Below are 20,669 nucleotides of genomic sequence, written 5' to 3'. Positions count from 1 at the left end.
AACGTGACGATGCGGGTGAAGCTGATCACGCCGGTGGCGCTGGAGGAGGGGCTGCGGTTTGCGATCCGGGAGGGAGGGCGCACCGTGGGCGCCGGCGTCGTCACCAAGGTGATCGACTAGCCATGGCCACCGACCTGCGTCCCATCGTCACCCTGGCCTGCACGGTCTGCCGCCGGCGCAACTACACCACCACCAAGAACAAGCGCAACGACCCCGACCGGCTCGAGCTGCGCAAGTACTGTCCCTGGTGCCGCAAGCACACCCCGCACCGCGAGACCCGCTAGGCCCGCTGCCACCCCGCGCGGTGGGCGAGCGCGGGGAGACCTGCGGCCGTCGTTGGCACGGGCTCGCCCGCCAGTCCGGCGCATGACGCCCCTGGCGCCCCAGGCCTTCGTCCTCGGCCGCGTCGGCGCCGACCTGTACCCGCTGCAGCTCAACACGCCGCTGGAAGCGGTCCGGACCTTCGAGCGGTTCGTCGGCGGGTTCGCCGGCAACGTCGCCACCGGCCTGGCCCGGCTGGGCGTCCGGGTGGCGATCCTCTCGGCCGTGGGCGACGACGGGCACGGCCGGTTCATCCGCACCTTCCTGGCCGCCGAGGGCGTCGACGTCCGCTGGCTCCGGGTGCATCCCACGCTGCGCACGGCCCTCGCGTTCTGCGAGGCCTGGCCCCCCGACCGGTTTCCCATCACCTTCTACCGCACGCCGACCTGCCCCGACTGGGAGCTGCGGCCCGAGGATCTGCCGCTGGACGTGGTGGCCGTCGCGCCGGTGCTCTACGTGAGCGGGACGGGCTTCGCCCGGGAGCCCAGCCGCAGCACGACCTTCGCGGCGCTGGCATCGCGGCCCGCCGCCGGTGCGGGACTCCTGCCGGCGACGGTCCTCGACCTCGACTGGCGCGACCAACTGTGGGACGACCCTGGTGACTACGCCGCGCAGATCCGGGAGGCGGCCAGCCGGGCGACGATCGTCCTCGGCAGCACCGGCGAGTTCGCCGCGGCGCGGTTGGACCCCGATGAGGCGCTGGCGCTGGGGCCACGCCTGGTCGTCCTCAAGCGCGGCCCGGAGGGCGCGGCCGTCATCGAGCGCACCGGGCGCGTGGACGTGCCCGGGCTTCCGGTCCCCGTGGTGAACGGGCTGGGCGCAGGCGACGCCTTCGCTGCGGCGTTTGGCGCGGCGCTGCTGGCGGGCCTGGCCCCCCACCAGGCCGTATCCCGCGCCAACGCTGCGGGCGCCATCGTGGCCGCGCGGCTGTCGTGCAGCACGGCCATGCCACGGCCCTGGGAGATCGACACGCTGCTCGCCGGCGGCCGGGTGGTCGACGGCGAGGTGCTGCCGCGCGCGTCGGCCTACAGGAAGAACCGCTCCCGGCGGCGCCCCTCCTCGTAGGCGGCCCGCGCCTCCCGGACACGCGCCGAGGAGGAGACCTCCGCTACGGGCACGTCCCACCAGGCGTCGTACGCGGGGAGCCGGTCGTCCAGCTCCACCTCGACCACGATCACGGTCGGGCGCACTTCGCGCCGGGCTTCCTCCAACGCATCCGCCAGGGCCTCCCGGGTCGCGACCCGAATGGCGCGCGCGCCCAGGCTGGCCGCGTTGGCCGCCAGGTCGACCGGCAGCACCGCGCCGTCCAGCTGCCCGGTGGCCGGGTTGCGGTACCGGTACTCGGTGCCGAAACCCTCGGAGCCCACGGCCATCGACAGCCCCTTGATGCTCGCGAACCCGTGGTTGTCCAGCAGCACGATCGTCACCTTGATGCCTTCCTGCACGGCCGTGACGAGCTCCGAGGGCATCATGAGGTAGGAGCCGTCCCCGACCATGACGTACACGTCGCGCGACGGGTCGGCCAGCCGGACGCCCAAGCCGCCGGGGATCTCGTACCCCATGCACGAGTAGCCGTACTCCACGTGGTACGAGCCCGGGTCCCCGGCGCGCCAGAGCTTGTGCAGGTCGCCGGGCAGGCTCCCCGCGGCGCAGACCACCACGTCGCGCGGCCGGGCGAACGCGTTCACCACGCCGATCACCTCGGCCTGGCGCAGGCGCGGCCCTCCCTGCGGTGCGGTGAGGCGTGCGACCTCGTCCGCCCATGCGGCGCGCAGCTGGGCGACGCGATCGGCATACGCGGTACTGACCCGGTACCCGGCCAGCGCCTCACCCAGCTCCTCCAGCGTGACCCGCGCGTCGCCCACCAGGGCCAGCGCGGCGTGGCGGTGGGCTTCGGGGGCTGCGACGTTGATGGCGACGAACCGCACGGCCGGGTGCTGGAAGGCGGTCTTGGAGGCGGTGGTGAAGTCACCCAGGCGCGTGCCCACGGCCAGGATCAGGTCGGCCTCGCGTGCCAGCCGGTTGGCCGCCGCCGTCCCCGTGACCCCGACGCCGCCCACGTGCTGCGGGTGGTCGTCGGGCAGGGCGCTCTTGCCCGCCTGCGTCACGCCCACCGGGATGCCGGTCTGGCGCGCGAAGCGGTCCAGGGCCGCCGTGGCCTCGCTGTAGAGGACGCCGCCACCGGCGATCAGGAGCGGCGCCGTCGCCTGCCGGATCCAGGCTGCGGCGGTCTGCACGGCGGCCCGGTCGGCGCGCGGCCGGGGGATCGTCCAGACGCGGTCGGCGAACAGGGCCTCGGGGTAGTTCCAGGCCTCCGCCTGCACGTCTTGGGGCAGCGCCAGGGTGACCGCGCCCGTGTCCGCCGGAGAGGTCAGCACCCGCATCGCCTCCATGAGCGCCACCGGGAGCTGGTCGGGCCGGTTGATCCGGTCCCAGTAGCGGGAGATCGGTTTGAAGCAGTCGTTGACCGAGACGTCGTGCGACCAGGCGACGTCCAGTTGCTGCAGCACCGGCGCCACGGTCCGGCGCGCGAAGATGTCCCCCGGGAGCAGCAACACCGGCAGGCGGTTGATGGTGGCACCCGCCGCCGCGGTCACCATGTTGGTGGCGCCGGGGCCGATCGAGGTCGTGCAGGCGAACGCGCGCAGCCGGTTCGACGCCTTGGCGAACGCAACGGCCGCGTGGACCATGGCCTGCTCGTTGCGCGCCTGGTAGTACCGGAGCGCCGTCTGGTGCTGCAGGGCCTCGCCGATCCCCGCGACGTTGCCGTGGCCGAAGATGCCCCACACCCCGGCGAAGAACCGCTGCCGTCGGCCGTCGCGTTCCGTGTACTGGTGCGCCAGGAACGTGACGAGGGCCTGTGCCATCGTCAGCCGCCGTGTCCGCATGTGCTGCCCCTCCTGCGATCACCGTGTGCGCCTGTGCCGGGACGCGCCGGTCGTGTCCGCCGCCCGCGGCTCCTCACGTCCCGCTCGCGGGCACGATGGGCAGGCGCGGATCGCTGCTCGTCCAGAGGGTCTTGACCCACGCGTGCGCCGGGTCTTCGCTGTTGGCCAGCGACTGCGCCGAGCCTGCCAGGAAGTTCAGGTAGTAGCACGTGTATCCGAAGGCCGCGCATACGGGATGGTAGCCTTCGGGCACCAGGACGATGTCGTGGTCCCGGGCGACGACCGCGGCGTCAAGGGTGCCGTCGGCGGTGTAGACGCGTTGCAGCGCGAACCCCTCTGGACGGTCGAAGCGGTAGTAGTACACCTCCTCGAGATCCGCTTCGAGCAGGGCCCCATCCGGCGCCTCGCGGTGGACGTCGTGCTTGTGGGGTGGGTAGCTGCTCCAGTTCCCGCCCGGCGTGTACACCTCGACGCAGACCAGGCGATGGCACGGGAAGCCGGGCGGGACGATGGTGTGGATCTGCCGCGAGGCGTTGGCTCCGCCGCGCAGTTCGACCTGGACCTCGGCCGGGGTGACGAGCCGCGGCGGGTAGTCCCGGTCGGTCGGCGCCCATCCGCAGGCGACCTCCAGCACAGGGCTGACCGCCTCGATCTCCACGTCGGTCCGGCGCGGCAGGTAGAGGGCGTGGGGCATGCCCGCGAAGACGTTGGGGCGCGCACCGAGCCGCGGCCAGGCTCCCCGGTTGGACGTCACCGCGCCCTGCCCGCCCAGGACCACCAGCACCGCCTCCTGCTCCCCGGTGGACATCGTCCACCGCCCGCCGGCGTGGAGCCGCCGCACCTCGACCGTCAGCAGGCGCCATCCCGCCTGTGCGGGCGTCACCCGGGTGATCACACCTGGCGCCTCGCCGCGCAGGAGGGGCGGGATGTGGAGCAACTCGGCGGTGTAGGGCATCGATGTGCGCACCAGTGGACAGCGTCGGGCCCTGCCGTCCATACGACGACCGGCGGCCTCGCCGTATCGCAGTTGGCCATGGCCCGGGTGGCTTCCTGTCGCCACACGCGTGTACGAAGCGGCAGGCGGCGCCGCCGGCGGGGATGGCACGCGGATGCCACGCCGTGGCTCCGCTGTGCGCCGCAACCGTGCGCGGACGCCCGCCGGCCGCGCGGATGTGCCACCCTTGCCGGGGGCGGTTGTTGCGCACAGCGCGCGTCGGCACCGTGGCTCGGGCGCGGCAGGGGGTGGTTCCTCAACGGGTGGTCGGTGCTGTCGTCGGAGCGCCCGCGGGCGTGCCGGCTGAGGCGTTGCAGGGGCAGGGGCGCGTTCCTATAATCAGGGGTGAACGCAGGGGCGTAGCTCAACTTGGCAGAGCACCGGTCTCCAAAACCGGGTGTTGGGGGTTCGAGTCCCTCCGCCCCTGCCAGGTCGCCGCTGCGCTGCCACCGGAGGCCGGTTGTGCGCGAGACGCTACTGTACCTGCACCTGCTCGGGGTCATCGTCTGGGTCGGCGGTGGCGCGCTGTTTGGCCTGTGGGGTGCGCGGGCGCGCCGCAGCGGCCAGCCCTCCCTGATGATCTTCGTCGCCGAGACCACGGTCTGGTTGCTCGATCGGGTGATTGCGCCCGCAGTGCTCCTGACCGTGGCCACGGGGATCGGCCTCGTGGCCGTTCAGGACTGGCCCGGGGCGCCGCCGGCCTGGCTCGTCGTGAAGGTGGTGCTCGTCCTAGCGGGGCTGGTGCTGTTGTTCGGCGGCCAGCGGCCCGCCCTGCGCATGCTGGTCGCGGCCCTGCACGCGTCGGGCCGGCGGTCCGCAGCCCAGGTTCCGGCGCTGGCGCGGCGCCAGCTGCGGCTGGGCCTGGCGGGCGGTGCCCTGGCGCTGGCGATCGTCGGGCTGGCAGTGTTCAAGCCGTAGGCGCGACGGGGAGGTCGCAGCGCACGATGCGCGACGCATGGCGCCGGCTGGCCAGGGTCGGCACCGTGGCCGGGTTGGCGGCACTCGCGGCAGTGAGCGCGCCGCGGCCGGCCGCGACCGGCGGCATGCCCGGTCCGGACCTGTCGCGGGTGCGCGTGCTGGCCGTGGCGCCGTTCCTCAACGAGGATCCGCCCACGCGGTGGCTCACCGCCGCTGCGGCCGACCGCCTGGCCGTGCTACTGCGCCGCGCTCCGTTCCAGGTCCTCGGGCCCGTGGCCGTCAGCGCTGCCATGGCCAGCGAGGGCGTGACCCCAGCAGACCTGATCAGTCCGTCGCGCAGCATCGCGCTGGCCAGGCGTCTGGGTGCTGACGCCATCCTCACGGGCCGGGTCGTCCGGCTCGAGCAGGGGCGCGTCGGCCGTCTGCGCGTGGGGGAGGACGGCGACGACGCCAAAGCAGCCATCGACTTCCGTGTCCTGGATGTGGCCACGCGCCTGAAGCTGTTCGAGGAGGAGATCGGCTGCGCCGGGTCCCCGCTCGCGAGTGAGGCCCTCGACTGCGTCGTCCGGCTCCTGGCCGCGCGCCTGCTGGGTCCCCGGTGAGCGTGCACGGCGGCCCCGACGGGTCGACGGCCGGGCGCAGGCCGCAGGGTTCCAGATGACGCCGGCGGGTGATCGTCGCCCGGCTGGCCCCGGAGTCCTGGACGGCGTCCGCGGCGACGGCGACACGGTGGGCGGCGGTGCGGTGCGGGCCTGTCGCGAGCCCTGCCGCGTCGTTGACAGGGCACGGTGGACTGTTATAATGGCGGTGAACGCGCGGCGTTGGTGTCTTTTTTTTTGCCCCGAACGCCAGAGGAGCGGCCATGGCTCGAACGTCCGATGCAAAGGTGGCACCGCGCCCCGCTGCCCGCACGCTCCGGTTTCCTGCGGTGCGCGGGGCGCCCGCCGTCGTGGAACGCATCAGCCGGTACCTGCACGAGGTCTGGGTGGAGCTCGGACGGGTCGAGTGGCCGTCCCGCCGGGAGCTCGTGAGCATGACGCTGGTGGTGCTCGTGGTGCTCCTCGTCACGGCGGTCTACCTGGGGATCTTCGACTACGTGTACACGTGGCTCATCAAGCGCTACCTGGTGGCGCCGCCGGTGTAGGCCATGTCGCAGCGAGCGGAAGACATCGTCAAGGAGCTGTTCGCCGACGAGCCGGTCAAGGCCGAGGAGCCCGCTGTCGAGGCGGAGGACGTCACGACCCCCCGCGACCCCCGGCGCAAGTGGTTCGTGATCCACACCTACTCGGGGTACGAGGCCAAGGTGAAGTCGAACCTCGAACGCCGGATCGCCTCCATGGGGATGAAGGAGAAGATCTTCCAGGTCCTGATCCCCACCGAGAAGGAGAAGGAGATCAAGGCCGGGAAGCGGCGCGAGGTCGACCGAAAGATCTTCCCGGGCTACGTGCTGGTCGAGGTGCTGGTCGACGAGAAGGGTGAGCTGGAGAACGACACCTGGTACGTGATCCGCAACACCCCGGGCGTCACGGGGTTCGTGGGCTCGGGCACGCGCCCCATCCCGCTGGAGGATCGCGAGGTGCGCCAGCTCCTGCGCCAGCTGCGGGACGAGACGCCCAAGTACCGCATCACCTATCAGAAGGGCTCGCCGGTCCGGATCACGTCGGGGCCGTTCATGGACTTCACCGGCGTGGTGGACGAGATCATGATGGAGAAGGAGAAGGTCCGGGTGCTGGTCTCCATCTTCGGGCGCGAGACGCCCGTGGAGCTGGACTTCGGGCAGGTGGAGAAGCTCTAGGTGGGACCCGGCGAGTGAGGGTGCGCGATGGCGAAGAAGGTCGTGGCGGTGGTGAAGCTCCAGATTCCGGCCGGGAAGGCGACGCCTGCGCCGCCGGTGGGGCCTGCGCTCGGGCAGCACGGCGTCAACATCATGGAGTTCTGCAAGGCCTACAACGAGCGGACGGCCAAGATGGCGGGGACGATCGTGCCGGTCGAGATCACCGTCTATGCCGACCGGACGTTCACCTTCGTCACCAAGACGCCGCCGGCGTCGGTCCTGCTCAAGCAGGCGGCCGGGCTGGAGAAGGGGTCGGGCGAGCCTAACAAGACCAAGGTGGGCCGGGTCACCCGGCAGCAGATCCGCGAGATCGCCGAACGCAAGATGCCCGATCTCAACGCCTCCACCCTCGAGGCGGCGATGCGCATGATCGAGGGCACGGCGCGCTCTATGGGGCTCGAGGTGGTCGGCTAGGCCAGCCGGACGCGGTCGGCAGGGCGGGAGGTGCCCCGGGCGCCGGACGGACCGCCAGGAGGGACGCATGAAGCGGCACGGCAAGCGGTACATCACGGCGGCCAAGCAGGTGGAGGCCCGTCGGCTGTACGGGCCCGAGGAGGCGGTGCGCCTGGTGAAGGCGACGGCCACGGCCAAGTTCGACGAGACGGTCGAGGCCCACATCCGGCTCGGCGTCGACCCCAAGCAAGCCGACCAGCAGGTGCGGGGGACCGTGGTCCTGCCCCATGGGACCGGCAAGACCGTGCGCGTGCTGGTCTTCGCCAAGGGGGAGAAGGCCAAGGAGGCCGAGGCCGCCGGCGCCGACATCGTCGGCGCCGAAGACCTGGTGGAGAAGATCCAGGGCGGATGGCTCGACTTCGACGTCGCCGTGGCCACGCCCGACGTCATGAGCCTGGTGGGCCGGCTGGGCCGGATCCTGGGCCCCCGCGGCCTGATGCCCAACCCCAAGGCAGGCACCGTCACGTTCGACCTGGCGCGGGCGGTGCGGGAGATCAAGGCGGGCAAGATCGAGTTCCGGCTGGACAAGACCGGCATCATCCACGTCCCGATCGGCAAGGCGCGGTTCAGCGAGGCGCAGTTGTTGGAGAACCTGGGCGCCCTGCTGGAGGCCGTCATCCGGGCGCGACCGGCAGCGGCCAAGGGGCAGTACATTCGGTCCCTGACCCTGTCGTCGACCATGGGACCGGGGGTCCGGGTCGATCCCGCCAAGGCCGTCGCCGTGCGGGCGGCATGACCGGCGCGCGAACGTCTGCGGCGCGGTGGGGCTCGAGAGGAGACGCGTGTCGAACCACGCGAGCGGGATGAGCGGACGCGGTGGTCGCGGCGCCACGATCTCCATGGGGTCTCGGCGAACGCCTGCCGGTTGACGCTCGGGGGGCCACGTGCTAGCATGACCCGCGTCGGCGTGCGGGCGGGTCCTGACGCCGACGGGTGACAACCGCATAGTCGGTCGCCGGCTGGCGGCCGCGCGCCACAGACAGCAGGTGCCCTTCGGGGCTTAATGGGGTTCCCGCCTGCCGAGGAGCGGAGTGGCACGACCCGTCTCCCCGTGGCGGGTCGTTGTGTTGTCTGTGGGTGAGGAGGACAGGGAGGATCGCGATGCCGCGCCAGGAGAAGGTCGAGGAGGTCGCGCGCCTGCAGGACCGGTTGCAGCAGGCGGCCGGGGTCATCCTCACCGATTTTCGCGGGCTGACAGTGGGCGAGATCACGCAGCTGCGCCGGAAGTTGCAGGAGGCGGGCGCGGACTACCGGGTGGTGAAGAACCGCTTGCTGGGCAAGGCGGCGCAGGCAGCCGGAATCGACGGCCTGCTCCCGTACCTGGAGGGCCCCACAGCCGTCGCCTTTGCCCCCTCCGACCCCGTCGCCGCCGCCAAGGTGATCCAGGAGTTCATGCGGCAGACGCGCAAGCTGGCGCTCAAGGGCAGCGTGGTCGCGGGGCGCGTCTACGGCGAAGCCCAGACCCGGGCCCTGGCCGATCTGCCCGGCCGACAGGAGCTGGTGGCACGCGTCGTCGGCGGGGTGGCTGCGCCCCTGGTGGCGCTGGCGGGCGTGCTGGGTGGGCTCCCGCGGGGGCTGGTCGTGGCCCTGGACCAGCTTCGCCAGCGGCGGGAGGATGCGGGCGAGGCGGCGGGGTGACCGGGACCATCCGACGGACCGTGAACTATCGACAGGGGGAGGGAGGACGGTGGCCAAGCTGACCAAGGACGAGATCGTCGACGCCATCAGCAACCTGACGGTGCTGGAGCTGGCCGAGCTGGTCAAGGCACTCGAGGAGAAGTTCGGCGTCTCGGCCGCGGCGCCGGTGGCAGTCGCGGCGGCGCCCGCGGGGGCGGCGGCGGCTGCGCCGGCGCCCGTCGAGGAGCAGACCGAGTTCGACGTGATCCTGCAGACCGTCGGCGAGAAGAAGATCCAGGTGATCAAGGTCGTCCGCGAGCTCACCGGCCTCGGGCTGAAAGAGGCGAAGGACTTGGTGGACGGCGCGCCGAAGCCTGTCAAGGAGAAGGTGAGCCGCCAGGAGGCCGAGGCGATCAAGAAGAAGCTCGAGGCGGAGGGCGCGACCGTCGTCATCAAGTAGGCCGCCCCGGCGACACCCGCCGGGCCGGCGGCCGACGCATGCGGCTCTTGACAACGCCAGGGGCCGACGGGTATGTTTGCGTGTACGGGCCTTGGCGGGGCTGCCGCGTGCGACAGCACGAGCACATCCAGCGCGACACGACGAACGGGGCAGGGGGATCGACCGCGGAGATCGACCCTGCTCTCGTCTTTCCGGCAGCCAGGATCGCCCGTAGGCCCGGGATCAGAGTCTGAACCTCTCGCGTGCGTACCCCACAGGCAGATGCCTGCCGAGCCACGGTGCGGCCCCAGCCTGACTGCCGCCTGGCGCGGTGCGGTGCGGAGATCTCCCGGAGGTGACGCCTTCCGCCGTGAAGACCAAGACGAGGCTTGAGGCCCTTGCCCGTCCGGCCCGCAGCCGGGTCGCCATTCCCGATGCCCGTATCGTGCACCGGGGGCGTCGCGTCCGGCACAGCTTCGCCAAGATCCCGGACGTCGTGGACATGCCCGACCTCATCGAGGTGCAGCGCCGGTCCTTCGACTGGTTCCTGCGCGAGGGGATCCGGGAGGTGTTCGCCGAGGTCTCCCCCATCCAGGACTTCACCGGCAACCTCGAGCTGCACTTCGCCGTGGAGAGCGGGCGCCGCAAGGTCACGCCGCCGGAGAACGTCTTCGACGACCAGGCCGTCCTGGACTTCGGCGGCTACCGCCTGGAGCGCCTGAAGTACACCGAGGAGGAGTGCCGGGACCGCGACTACAACTACAGCGCCGCCCTCAAGGTGAAGGTCCGGTTGATCGTCCGGGAAACCGGGGAGATCAAGGAGCAGGAGGTCTTCATGGGGGACTTCCCCATGATGACCGAGCGGGGGACCTTCATCATCAACGGCGCGGAGCGGGTGGTCGTCAGCCAGCTGGTGCGTTCGCCGGGGGCCTACTACGCGTTCACGCCGGACGCTTCCGGCCGGCCGTTGCCCACGGCCGTGGTCATCCCGCACCGCGGGGCGTGGCTCGAACTGGAGGTCGACGCCGGCGGCGCGATCTACGTCCGGATCGACCGCACCCGCAAGCTCCCGGCGACCGCGCTGCTGCGCGCCGTGGGGTACGAGACGGACGAGAAGCTGGTGAAGCTCTACGGCGAGGACCGCAGCCTCCGGGCCACGCTGGAGAAGGACACCACCCACAGCCGCGACGAGGCGCTCATCGAGATCTACCGGCGCCTGCGGCCGGGCGACCCGCCCACCCTGGAGAGCGCCAGGACCCTGTTGGAGACCCTCTTCTTCGAACCCCGCCGCTACGACCTGGGCAGGGTGGGACGGTACAAGCTCAACAAGAAGCTGGGGCTCAAGGTCGATCCCGACGTCCGGATCCTGACCCGCGAGGACCTCGTGGAGATCATCCGCTACCTGATGCGGCTGGCCGCCGGCGATCCCGAGGCCCGCGTCGACGACATCGACCACCTGGGCAACCGCCGGGTGCGGTCGGTGGGCGAGCTGCTCCAGAACCAGTTCCGTATCGGCATGCTGCGCATGGAGCGGGTCATCCGCGAGCGCATGACGATCCAGGAGCCGGGGCAGGTCACGCCCCAGCAGCTCATCAACATCCGGCCGGTGGTGGCGGCCATCAAGGAGTTCTTCGGCTCCAGTCAGCTCTCGCAGTTCATGGACCAGACCAACCCGCTGGCCGAACTCACGCACAAGCGCCGGCTCTCGGCGCTGGGCCCGGGTGGCCTGTCCCGCGAGCGGGCGGGGTTCGAGGTGCGCGACGTGCACACGTCGCACTACGGGCGCATGTGCCCCATCGAGACGCCCGAAGGGCCCAACATCGGGCTGATCTCGTCCCTGGCCACCTACGCCCGGGTGAATCCGCTGGGGTTCATCGAGACGCCGTACCGCGAGGTCAGGGAGGGCGTCGTCACCCGCCGCATCCGCTACCTCACCGCGGACGAGGAGGACCAGTACGTCATCGCCCAGGCCAACGCCGCCGTGGACGAGCGCGGGCGCCTGATCGGGCCGCGGGTCACGGCGCGGCACGGCGCCGAGATCAAGCTGGTGCGTCCCGAGGACGTGCAGTTCATGGACGTGTCCCCCAAGCAGATCGTCTCGGTGGCCACCGCGCTCATCCCGTTCCTCGAGCACGACGACGCCAACCGGGCGCTGATGGGCTCCAACATGCAGCGCCAGGCCGTGCCGCTCCTGCAGAGCGAGGCGCCCCGGGTGGGCACCGGGGTGGAGTACCGGGCGGCGGTGGACAGCGGGGCGGTGGTGCGCTGCCGGCGGGCGGGCGTCGTGGAGTCGGTGACGGGCGAGCGCATCGTCGTCCGCGTCGGCCGCGAGGTCGACGAGTACCCGCTCATCAAGTACCGCCGGAGCAACCAGGGCACGTGCATCAACCAGGTCCCCATCGTGCGCTCGGGCGACGAGGTCAAGGAGGGGGACATCCTGGCCGACGGGCCGTCCACCGATCAGGGCGAGCTGGCCCTGGGGCGGAACGTCGTGGTGGCCTTCATGCCCTGGGAGGGCTACAACTACGAGGACGCCATCGTGGTCAGCGAGCGCCTGGTGCGCGAGGACCTGTTCACCTCGGTGCACATCGAGGAGTACGAGGTGGAGGCCCGCGACACCAAGCTGGGGCCCGAGGACATCACCCGGGACATCCCCAACATCGGCGAGGACGCGCTGCGCGACCTGGACGAGCGGGGGATCGTGCGCATCGGCGCCGAGGTGCGCGCCGGCGACATCCTGGTGGGCAAGGTGACGCCCAAAGGGGAGACCGAGCTCACCGCCGAGGAGCGGCTGCTGCGGGCCATCTTCGGCGAGAAGGCCCGCGAGGTCCGCGACACGTCCCTGCGGGTGCCCCACGGCGAACGCGGCAAGGTGGTGGCCGTGAAGATGTTCACCCGCGACAAGGGCGACCGCGAGGAGGGCGACGAGCTGCCGCCGGGGGTCAACGCCCTGGTGCGCGTCTACGTGGCCCAGAAGCGCAAGATCGCCGTGGGGGACAAGATGGCCGGCCGCCACGGGAACAAGGGCGTCATCTCGGTCATCCTCCCCGAGGAGGACATGCCCTACCTGCCCGACGGGACGCCGGTGGACATCGTGCTCAACCCCCTGGGCGTGCCCAGCCGGATGAACGTGGGGCAGGTGCTGGAAACCCACCTGGGCTGGGCGGCCGAGAAGCTCAACCTCTGGGTGGAGGCGCCGGTGTTCGACGGCCCGCGGGAGGACGAGATCCGTCGCCTGCTGGACCAGGCGGGCCTGCCCCCCGACGGCAAGATCGTCCTGCGCGACGGCCGGACCGGCGAGCCGTTCGACCAGCCGGTCACCTGCGGGTCGATCTACATGATGAAGCTGCTGCACCTGGTCGAGGACAAGATCCACGCCCGCAGCACCGGCCCCTACAGCCTGATCACGCAGCAGCCGCTGGGGGGCAAGGCGCAGTTCGGTGGCCAGCGGTTCGGCGAGATGGAGGTGTGGGCGCTGGAGGCCTACGGAGCGGCCTCGACCCTGCAGGAGCTCCTGACCGTCAAGTCCGACGACGTCGTGGGGCGCGTCAAGACCTACGAGGCCATCGTCAAGGGCGAGAACATCCAGGAGCCGGGCGTGCCCGAGTCCTTCAAGGTGCTCCTGAAGGAGCTCCAGGCGCTGTGTCTGGACGTGAAGGTGCTCAGCGAGGACAAGCGCGAGATCGAGCTCAAGGAGATCGAGGAAGACATCGCGGAGACGGCGCGCGCCCTCGGCATCAACCTCGAGGGCGAAGAGGCCCTGGTGGAGGACTACTGACACCCGCGCGGGCGGATGCGGCCTGGTGGAGGGGCACCAACGATGCAGGACGTCAACAACTTCTCCGCAGTGAAGATCGGTCTGGCGTCGCCGGAGCAGATCCGCGGGTGGTCGCACGGCGAGGTCAAGAAGCCCGAGACGATCAACTACCGGACGCTCAAGCCCGAGCGCGACGGGCTGTTCTGTGAACGCATCTTCGGGCCCACCAAGGACTGGGAGTGCCACTGCGGCAAGTACAAGCGCATCCGGTTCAAGGGGATCGTCTGCGACCGGTGCGGGGTCGAGGTCACCCGCGCCAAGGTCCGGCGCGAGCGGATGGGCCACATCGAGCTGGCCGCGCCGGTCTGCCACATCTGGTACCTGAAGGGCGTGCCCAGCCGCATCGGCCTGCTGCTGGACATGTCGCCGCGGGCCCTGGAACGGGTCGTCTACTTCGCCGCCTACGTGGTGGTCGACCCGGGGACGACGCCGTTGCAGAAGCGGCAGCTGCTGACCGAGAACGAGTACCGCGAGATGCGGGAGAAGTACGGCACGGCGTTCCGCGCCGCCATGGGGGCCGAGGCCATCAAGGAGCTGCTGGAGGAGCTGGACCTCGAGAAGCTGAGCCGCGGCCTGCGGGCCGAGCTGAAGGGTGCCTCGGGCCAGAAGCGCATGAAGATCCTCAAGCGGCTGGAGGTCGTCGAGGCGTTCCGGAAGAGCGGCAACAAGCCCGAGTGGATGATCCTGACGGTCATTCCCGTGATCCCGCCCGACCTGCGGCCCATGGTCCAGCTGGACGGGGGCCGGTTCGCCACCAGCGACCTCAACGACCTCTACCGGCGGGTCATCAACCGCAACAACCGGCTCAAGCGGTTGCTGGACCTCGGTGCGCCCGAGATCATCGTGCGCAACGAGAAGCGCATGCTGCAGGAGGCCGTGGACGCCCTGATCGACAACGGCCGGCGGGGCCGGCCGGTGACGGGGCCCAACAACCGGCCGTTGAAGTCGCTGTCGGACATGCTCAAGGGCAAGCAGGGGCGGTTTCGCCAGAACCTGCTGGGCAAGCGGGTGGACTACTCGGGGCGCTCGGTGATCGTGGTGGGGCCCAAGCTGAAGCTCTACCAGTGCGGGCTGCCCAAGGAGATGGCGCTGGAGCTCTTCAAGCCCTTCGTGATGAAGAAGCTCGTGGACCGCAACCTGGCCCAGAACATCAAGAGCGCCAAGCGCATGGTGGAGCGGGCGCGCCCCGAGGTGTGGGACGTGCTGGAGGAAGTGGTGCGCGAGCATCCGGTGCTGCTCAACCGGGCCCCCACCCTGCACCGGCTGGGGATCCAGGCGTTCGAACCGGTGCTCATCGAGGGCAAGGCGATCCAGGTCCACCCGCTGGTGTGCACGGCGTACAACGCCGACTTCGACGGCGACCAGATGGCGGTTCACGTGCCGCTGTCGGCCGCGGCCCAGGCCGAGGCGCGCCTGCTGATGCTGTCGGCGTACAACATCCTGTCGCCCGCCTACGGCAAGGCCATCACCAGCCCCACGCGCGACATCGTGTTCGGCTGCTACTACCTCACCGTGGAGGATCCCGCCGACCGCGACAAGCCCGACAGCCAGCTGAAGGCGTTCTCTTCGCCCAGTGAGGTGATCCTGGCCCTGGAGAGCGGCGCGATCCGGCTGCACTCGCGCATCCGCGTCCGCTACGTCGACCAGGTCATCGTCACCACCGCCGGCCGCGTGATCTTCAACGAGGCGATCCCGGAGGAGCTGCGCTTCATCAACGAGGTGTGCGACCGCAAGGTCCTCTCCCAGATCGTCTCCGAGGCCTACAGCCGGCTGGGGACCACCAAGACCGTGGAGCTGCTGGACGCCCTCAAGGACCTGGGGTTCCGTTACGCGACCCGCAGCGGCTCGGGCATCGCCATTGGCGACATCGTGATCCCCGAGGCCAAGCGCCGCATCCTGGCCGAGGCCGAGAAGCGCATCGACGCCATCGACGCCCAGTACCGGCGGGGCCTCATCACCGACGGCGAGCGCTACCAGCGGGCCATCGACGTCTGGACCAAGGCCACCGAGGAGATCACCCAGGCCATGATGAGCCAGTTCGGCGCGTTCAACCCGCTGTACATGATGGCCCTCTCGGGCGCCCGCGGCAACATCCAGCAGATCCGGCAGCTGGCGGGGATGCGCGGCCTCATGACCGACCCCAGCGGGCGGATCATCGAGCTGCCCATCAAGGCCAACTTCCGCGAGGGGCTGACGGTCCTGGAGTACTTCATCTCCACCCACGGCCAGCGCAAGGGGCTGGCCGATACGGCCATCCGGACGTCGGAGTCCGGCTACCTGACCCGACGCCTGGTGGACGTCGCCCAGGACGTCATCGTGCGCGAGTACGACTGCAAGACCACCGAGGGCCTGGTGGTCACCGCCATCAGGGAGGGCAACGAGGTGGTCGTGCCGCTGCGCGACCGCATCGTGGGCCGGTTCCTGGCCGAGGATGCCGCGCCGCCGCGCCGCAGGCCCGTGCTGGAGGCGGGCGCGGAGATCGACGAGGAGGCGGCCGAGCGCATCGAGGAGGCGGGCATCGAGGCGGTGACCGTCCGGTCGGTGCTGACGTGCAAGACGCGCTACGGCGTCTGCGCCAAGTGCTACGGGCGCAACCTGGCCACCGGGAAGCTGGTGGAGATCGGCGAGGCCGTGGGCATCATCGCGGCCCAGTCCATCGGCGAGCCCGGCACGCAGCTGACGATGCGGACGTTCCACACCGGCGGCGTGGCCGGTTTCGACATCACCCAGGGCCTGCCCCGGGTCGAGGAGTTGTTCGAGGCCCGCAAGCCCAAGGGGCAGGCGCTGATCGCCGAGATCAAGGGCACCGTGACGGTCCAGGAGGCGCGCGGCACGCGGCGCATCGTCGTGACCGGGAAGAACGACGAGCGCGTCTACACCGTGCCCTTCGGGGTCCGCGTGAAGGTCCAGAGCGGGGACGAGGTGGAGCCGGGCGACCAGCTCACCGAGGGGTCCGTGAACCCCCACGACATCCTGCGGATCAAGGGCGTCCAGGAGCTCCAGGCCTACCTGGTCCAGGAGATCCAGAGCGTCTACCGCTCGCAGGGCGTGGACATCAACGACAAGCACATCGAGATCATCGTGCGCCAGATGCTGCGGCGGGTGAAGGTGGAGGAGGCGGGGGACACCGAGTTCCTGCCCGGGGAGCTGGTGGACAAGTTCGCCTTCGAGGAGGAGAACGCCCGGGTGATGGCCGAGGGCGGGGAGCCTGCCCGGGCCCGGCCCGTGCTGCTGGGCATCACCAAGGCGTCGCTGGCCACCGAGAGCTTCCTGTCGGCTGCGTCGTTCCAGGAGACGGCCCGCGTCCTGACCGACGCCGCCACCCGGGGGAAGGTCGACCCCCTGATCGGGCTGAAGGAGAACGTCATCATCGGCAAGTTGATCCCGGCGGGGACGGGTATGCCCCGCTACCGGCAGCTGAAGGTCACCGCCGAACTGTGACCCCCGCCGGGGCCACCCCGGCCTGGGAGCCTCGCGGCCGGGAGCCGTCCGCCCGGTGCGGCCGGGCGGGAGGCGCGGGAAGGGCGATGGCACCTTCCCGGGTTGCGACCCGCCGAAGACGGACCGGGGGACGGCGCGCGCGTTGACACCCCTGGGGGTCGATGCTAGAATCGGCTGGCGCGTAGGCACCCGATGACGACCGATGCGCTGGCGCGGCTGCGCGCCGCGGCTTCCCGGGTGGTCGGGGCCACCCAGACCGCGAAGGCGGTGGCCCGCGGGCGGGCGGCGGAGGTCTTCGTGGCGGCCGACGCCGATCCGCGGGTGGTCGAGCCGGTGGTGCGGGCCGCGGCGGAACGGGGACTCCCCGTGACCGAGGTGGAGTCCATGGCGCTGCTGGGCCGGGCCTGCGGCATCGGGGTGGGTGCCGCCGCAGCGGCGGTCCTGGTGGAGGACCGGCCCGCGCCATAGATCCCGCAGGGCGGGATCGCAGTCGGGGCTCGACGGTCGTCGCGCGGTCATCTTCCCCCGAGCCCTTGTACGCTGCACCGCAGGGCCTGGCTGGCCCCGCGTCACCGCGGGGCACTGCGGCCGGGCCTCGTATGGTGCGGCGCCAGGCGAGGCACCACAAGCGACGTCCTGGCGAAACCCCCGGGCCCGCGTCGTGAGGGACCCCGGTGGCGTCGCCCTCTCTGCGTGCCCTGCGGGCGGGGGAGGGCATGCGGCATGCGGATGGGGAGATACGGAGGCGGTGAGGATGCCGACGGTCAACCAGCTGGTCCGGCTCGGCCGGCACCGGCTGCGCAGCAAAAGCAAGTCGCCGGCGCTGCAGGGCAGCCCGTTCCGGCGGGGCGTCTGCATTCAGGTGAAGACCACGACGCCCAAGAAGCCCAATTCAGCGCTGCGCAAGATCGCCCGGGTGCGGCTCACCAACGGGATCGAGGTGACCGCCTACATCCCCGGCATCGGACACAACCTGCAGGAGCACTCCGTCGTGCTGATCCGGGGCGGGCGTGTGAAGGACCTGCCGGGGATCCGGTACCACATCGTCCGGGGCACGCTGGACGCCGCGGGCGTGGCCGGCCGGATGCGCGGACGGTCCAAGTACGGCGCCAAGCGCCCCAAGAAGTGATGGGCGCAGCGCGAGGGGAAGGGAAGGAGACGGGCGATGCCGCGTAAGGGTCCGGTGCGGCCGCGGGAGATCGGGCCAGATCCCGTCTACCACAACGTGATCGTGCACCGGCTGATCAACAAGGTGATGATGCGCGGGAAGAAGAGCCTGGCCGCCCGCCATGTCTACCGGGCGTTCGACATCGTCAAGGAGAAGAGCGGTCAGGACCCGGTCAAGGTCTTCGAGAAGGCCCTGGCCAACGCCTCGCCGTTGCTGGAGGTGCGCCCCCGCCGGGTCGGCGGGGCGACCTACCAGGTGCCCGTGGAGGTGCGGCCGGAGCGGCGGCTGTCGCTGGGCCTGCGGTGGCTGGTGCAGTACGCGCGGGCGCGCCGGGACCGCCGGACGTTCGCCGAGAAGCTGGCCGCGGAGCTCCTGGACGCCTCCGTCGGCCAGGGCGCGGCGGTGAAGAAGCGCGAGGATACCCACAAGATGGCGGAGGCGAACAAGGCGTTCGCGCACTACCGATGGTAACGGCGACGCGCGCGAGGGCTGAGGGCATGCCGGTGGCGACGAGAGAGGCGCTGCGGACCATTCGGAACATTGGCATCGTCGCCCACATCGACGCGGGCAAGACGACGACCACCGAGCGCATCCTGTTCTACACGGGCCGGGTCCACCGCCTGGGCGAGGTGGACGAGGGCTCGGCCACCATGGACTTCATGGTGCAGGAGCGCGAGCGCGGGATCACCATCACCTCGGCGGCCACCACGTGCTACTGGCGGGACCACCGCATCAACATCATCGACACCCCCGGGCACGTGGACTTCACCGTGGAGGTGGAACGGTCGCTGCGTGTCCTGGACGGGGCGGTGGTGGTGATCTCGGCGGTGGAAGGGGTCCAGCCCCAGTCCGAGACCGTGTGGCGACAGGCCGACCGGTACCGGGTGCCCCGCATCATCTACATCAACAAGATGGACCGGACCGGTGCCGACTTCCTGCGCACGGTGGCCATGGTGCGCGAGCGGCTGGGAGCCAACCCCGTGCCCGTGCAACTACCCATCGGGGCCGAGGACGGGTTCGAGGGGGTGGTGGACCTCATCCGCATGAAGTCCATCATCTACCTGGACGACCTCGGGACGCGTTCCGACGAGACCGACATCCCCGCGGCCCTGCGCGACCAGGTGGAGGCCATGCGCGAGCGGCTCCTGGAGGCGGCCGCCGACCTGGACGATGCCCTGGCCGCCAAGTACCTCGAGGGGCACGAGATCACCGAGGAGGAACTCCGGGCGACGCTGCGCCGGGGGACGATCGAGGCGCGCCTGGTGCCCGTGCTGTGCGGCAGTTCCTTCCGCAACAAGGGGGTCCAGCCGCTGCTGGATGCGGTGGTGGACTACCTGCCGTCGCCGCTGGACCTGCCGCCGGTCCGCGGGGTGGATCCCCGGACCGGGGAGACCGTCGAGCGCCCGGCCGATCCCGCGGGGCCCTTTGCGGCGCTGGCGTTCAAGATCGTCACCGATCCCTACGTGGGCAAGCTGACCTACTTCCGGGTGTACTCGGGCACCCTGCGGGCGGGGTCCTACGTCACCAACGCCAACAAGGGGCAGAAGGAGCGCGTCTCGCGGATCCTCCAGATGCACGCCAACCACCGCGAGGACATCGGGGAGGCCACCGCCGGCAACGTGGTGGCCGCCGTGGGCCTGCGGGTGACCCAGACCGGCGACACCCTGTGCGACGAGGCCGCGCCGATCGTGCTGGAGGCGATGCACTTCCCCGAGCCGGTCATCGCCGTGGCGGTGGAGCCCAAGACCAAGGCCGACGCCGACAAGCTGAGCACGGCGCTGGCGAAGCTGGCCGAGGAGGACCCCACCTTCCGCGTGCGCTTCGACCAGGAGACCGGGCAGACGATCATCGCGGGCATGGGCGAGCTGCACCTGGAGATCATCGTGGACCGGTTGCTGCGAGAGTTCAACGTCGGGGCCAATATCGGCCGGCCGCAGGTGGCCTACAAGGAGACGATCCGCCAGCGCGCCCGCGGCGAGGGTCGGTACGTCCGGCAGACGGGCGGCCGCGGGCAGTACGGCCATGTCGTCATCGAGCTGGAGCCGCTGCCGGCCGGCGGGGGCGTCGAAGTCGTGGACCGCATCACCGGCGGCGCCATTCCCCGGGAGTTCCTCCCGGCGGTGGAGGCCGGGGTGCGCGAGGCGGCCGAGAGCGGCGTGCTGGCCGGGTACCCGCTCATCGACATCCGGGTGACCGTGGTGGACGGGTCGTACCACGAGGTGGACTCCAGCGAGATGGCGTTCAAGATCGCCGGGTCCATGGCGCTGAAAGACGCGGCGGCACGCGCCCGGCCCGTGCTGCTGGAGCCGATCATGAAGGTCGAGGTGGTCACGCCCGAGGCGTACATGGGCGAGGTCATCGGCGACCTGAACGCGCGGCGGGGCCGGATCGAGGGGATGGAGGCGCAGGGGACCCTGCGGGTGATCAGGGCGCTCGTGCCGCTGGCCGAGATGTTCGGGTACGCCACGGCGTTGCGCTCGGTGAGCCAGGGCCGGGCGACCTACACCATGGAGCCGTCGCACTACGAGGAGGTCCCGCCCAGCATCGCCGAGGAGATCCGCGTGCGCGCGGGCGCCGGCGCGCGCGCCTAGGCAGGTCGTGGCCCAGCGGGTGACGGTACAGACCAGGTGAGGCGCAGGGAGGGAGCTGGCAGCGATGGCGAAGCCGAAGTTTGAGCGGACGAAGCCGCACGTGAACATTGGGACGATTGGGCACGTGGATCATGGGAAGACGACGCTGACGGCGGCGATCACGCATGCGATGGCGGCGGCGGGGCTGG

20 protein-coding genes and 1 tRNA gene are annotated in these 20,669 nt (G+C 71.0%); 19 read left to right on the top strand and 2 right to left on the bottom strand.

Annotated elements, in window-relative coordinates; genetic code table 11:
• The 3 genes from QN157_14755 to QN157_14745 all read left to right on the top strand — a co-directional run.
• Nucleotides 1-120, top strand: a 120-nt coding sequence (locus QN157_14755; protein ID MDR7556847.1) for a hypothetical protein, incomplete at its 5' end; no start/stop codon positions are given.
• Between the two features lie 2 nt (nt 121-122).
• Nucleotides 123-284, top strand: coding sequence for a 50S ribosomal protein L33 (gene rpmG / locus QN157_14750; protein ID MDR7556846.1), 162 nt, complete (start codon nt 123-125; stop codon nt 282-284).
• Nucleotides 285-366: 82 nt separating this feature from the next.
• Nucleotides 367-1,386, top strand: coding sequence for a PfkB family carbohydrate kinase (locus QN157_14745; protein ID MDR7556845.1), 1,020 nt, complete (start codon nt 367-369; stop codon nt 1,384-1,386).
• On the opposite strand, the gene iolD is transcribed toward QN157_14745, so the two are convergent.
• Nucleotides 1,347-3,209 (bottom strand): 3D-(3,5/4)-trihydroxycyclohexane-1,2-dione acylhydrolase (decyclizing), encoded by a 1,863-nt coding sequence (gene iolD, locus QN157_14740; GenBank protein MDR7556844.1) that lies wholly within the window; start codon nt 3,207-3,209, stop codon nt 1,347-1,349. The two genes, QN157_14745 and iolD, sit on opposite strands and share 40 nt — an antisense overlap.
• 73 nt (nt 3,210-3,282) lie before the next feature.
• Nucleotides 3,283-4,164, bottom strand: a complete 882-nt coding sequence (iolB, locus tag QN157_14735; GenBank protein MDR7556843.1) for a 5-deoxy-glucuronate isomerase — start codon at nt 4,162-4,164, stop codon at nt 3,283-3,285.
• Between the two features lie 392 nt (nt 4,165-4,556).
• On the opposite strand from iolB, the gene QN157_14730 reads away from it, so the two are divergent.
• The 16 genes from QN157_14730 to QN157_14655 form a co-directional block, all read left to right on the top strand.
• Nucleotides 4,557-4,633 (top strand) — tRNA-Trp (locus QN157_14730).
• Between the two features lie 32 nt (nt 4,634-4,665).
• Entirely contained in the window at nt 4,666-5,121 is a 456-nt protein-coding gene (locus QN157_14725; protein ID MDR7556842.1) for a DUF2269 family protein, read from the top strand.
• Nucleotides 5,122-5,147: 26 nt separating this feature from the next.
• Entirely contained in the window at nt 5,148-5,723 is a 576-nt protein-coding gene (locus QN157_14720; protein ID MDR7556841.1) for a hypothetical protein, read from the top strand.
• 260 nt (nt 5,724-5,983) lie between these two features.
• The gene (gene secE, locus QN157_14715) at nt 5,984-6,265 is read left to right on the top strand and encodes a preprotein translocase subunit SecE (protein ID MDR7556840.1); all 282 of its coding nucleotides are present in this window, start codon (nt 5,984-5,986) and stop codon (nt 6,263-6,265) included.
• A 3-nt stretch (nt 6,266-6,268) separates the two neighbouring features.
• Nucleotides 6,269-6,916, top strand: a complete 648-nt coding sequence (gene nusG, locus QN157_14710) for a transcription termination/antitermination protein NusG (GenBank protein ID MDR7556839.1) — start codon at nt 6,269-6,271, stop codon at nt 6,914-6,916.
• Between the two features lie 27 nt (nt 6,917-6,943).
• A complete protein-coding gene (gene rplK / locus QN157_14705; GenBank protein MDR7556838.1) occupies nt 6,944-7,369 on the top strand; it encodes a 50S ribosomal protein L11 in 426 nt (141 codons plus the stop codon).
• A gap of 67 nt (nt 7,370-7,436) precedes the next feature.
• Entirely contained in the window at nt 7,437-8,144 is a 708-nt protein-coding gene (rplA, locus tag QN157_14700; GenBank protein ID MDR7556837.1) for a 50S ribosomal protein L1, read from the top strand.
• A gap of 365 nt (nt 8,145-8,509) precedes the next feature.
• On the top strand, nt 8,510-9,046 hold the full coding sequence (gene rplJ, locus QN157_14695) for a 50S ribosomal protein L10 (GenBank protein MDR7556836.1): 537 nt from the start codon (nt 8,510-8,512) through the stop codon (nt 9,044-9,046).
• 58 nt (nt 9,047-9,104) lie between these two features.
• Nucleotides 9,105-9,485, top strand: a complete 381-nt coding sequence (rplL, locus tag QN157_14690) for a 50S ribosomal protein L7/L12 (GenBank protein ID MDR7556835.1) — start codon at nt 9,105-9,107, stop codon at nt 9,483-9,485.
• A gap of 424 nt (nt 9,486-9,909) precedes the next feature.
• The gene (rpoB, locus tag QN157_14685; protein ID MDR7556834.1) at nt 9,910-13,242 is read left to right on the top strand and encodes a DNA-directed RNA polymerase subunit beta; all 3,333 of its coding nucleotides are present in this window, start codon (nt 9,910-9,912) and stop codon (nt 13,240-13,242) included.
• Between the two features lie 42 nt (nt 13,243-13,284).
• Nucleotides 13,285-16,722, top strand: a complete 3,438-nt coding sequence (rpoC, locus tag QN157_14680) for a DNA-directed RNA polymerase subunit beta' (protein ID MDR7556833.1) — start codon at nt 13,285-13,287, stop codon at nt 16,720-16,722.
• 192 nt (nt 16,723-16,914) lie between these two features.
• Entirely contained in the window at nt 16,915-17,190 is a 276-nt protein-coding gene (locus QN157_14675) for a ribosomal L7Ae/L30e/S12e/Gadd45 family protein (GenBank protein ID MDR7556832.1), read from the top strand.
• Nucleotides 17,191-17,476: 286 nt separating this feature from the next.
• The gene (gene rpsL, locus QN157_14670) at nt 17,477-17,851 is read left to right on the top strand and encodes a 30S ribosomal protein S12 (protein MDR7556831.1); all 375 of its coding nucleotides are present in this window, start codon (nt 17,477-17,479) and stop codon (nt 17,849-17,851) included.
• Between the two features lie 36 nt (nt 17,852-17,887).
• A complete protein-coding gene (gene rpsG, locus QN157_14665; protein MDR7556830.1) occupies nt 17,888-18,361 on the top strand; it encodes a 30S ribosomal protein S7 in 474 nt (157 codons plus the stop codon).
• Between the two features lie 26 nt (nt 18,362-18,387).
• On the top strand, nt 18,388-20,481 hold the full coding sequence (gene fusA, locus QN157_14660; GenBank protein MDR7556829.1) for an elongation factor G: 2,094 nt from the start codon (nt 18,388-18,390) through the stop codon (nt 20,479-20,481).
• A gap of 64 nt (nt 20,482-20,545) precedes the next feature.
• On the top strand, nt 20,546-20,669 hold a 124-nt coding region (locus tag QN157_14655; GenBank protein ID MDR7556828.1), incomplete at its 3' end, for a GTP-binding protein.

The sequence above is a fragment of the Armatimonadota bacterium genome (assembly GCA_031459855.1).
Taxonomy (GTDB): domain Bacteria; phylum Sysuimicrobiota; class Sysuimicrobiia; order Sysuimicrobiales; family Humicultoraceae; genus Fervidifonticultor; species Fervidifonticultor primus.
Note: the sequence above shows the minus strand (reverse complement) of the source record. Positions and strands in the feature narration are given on the sequence as shown.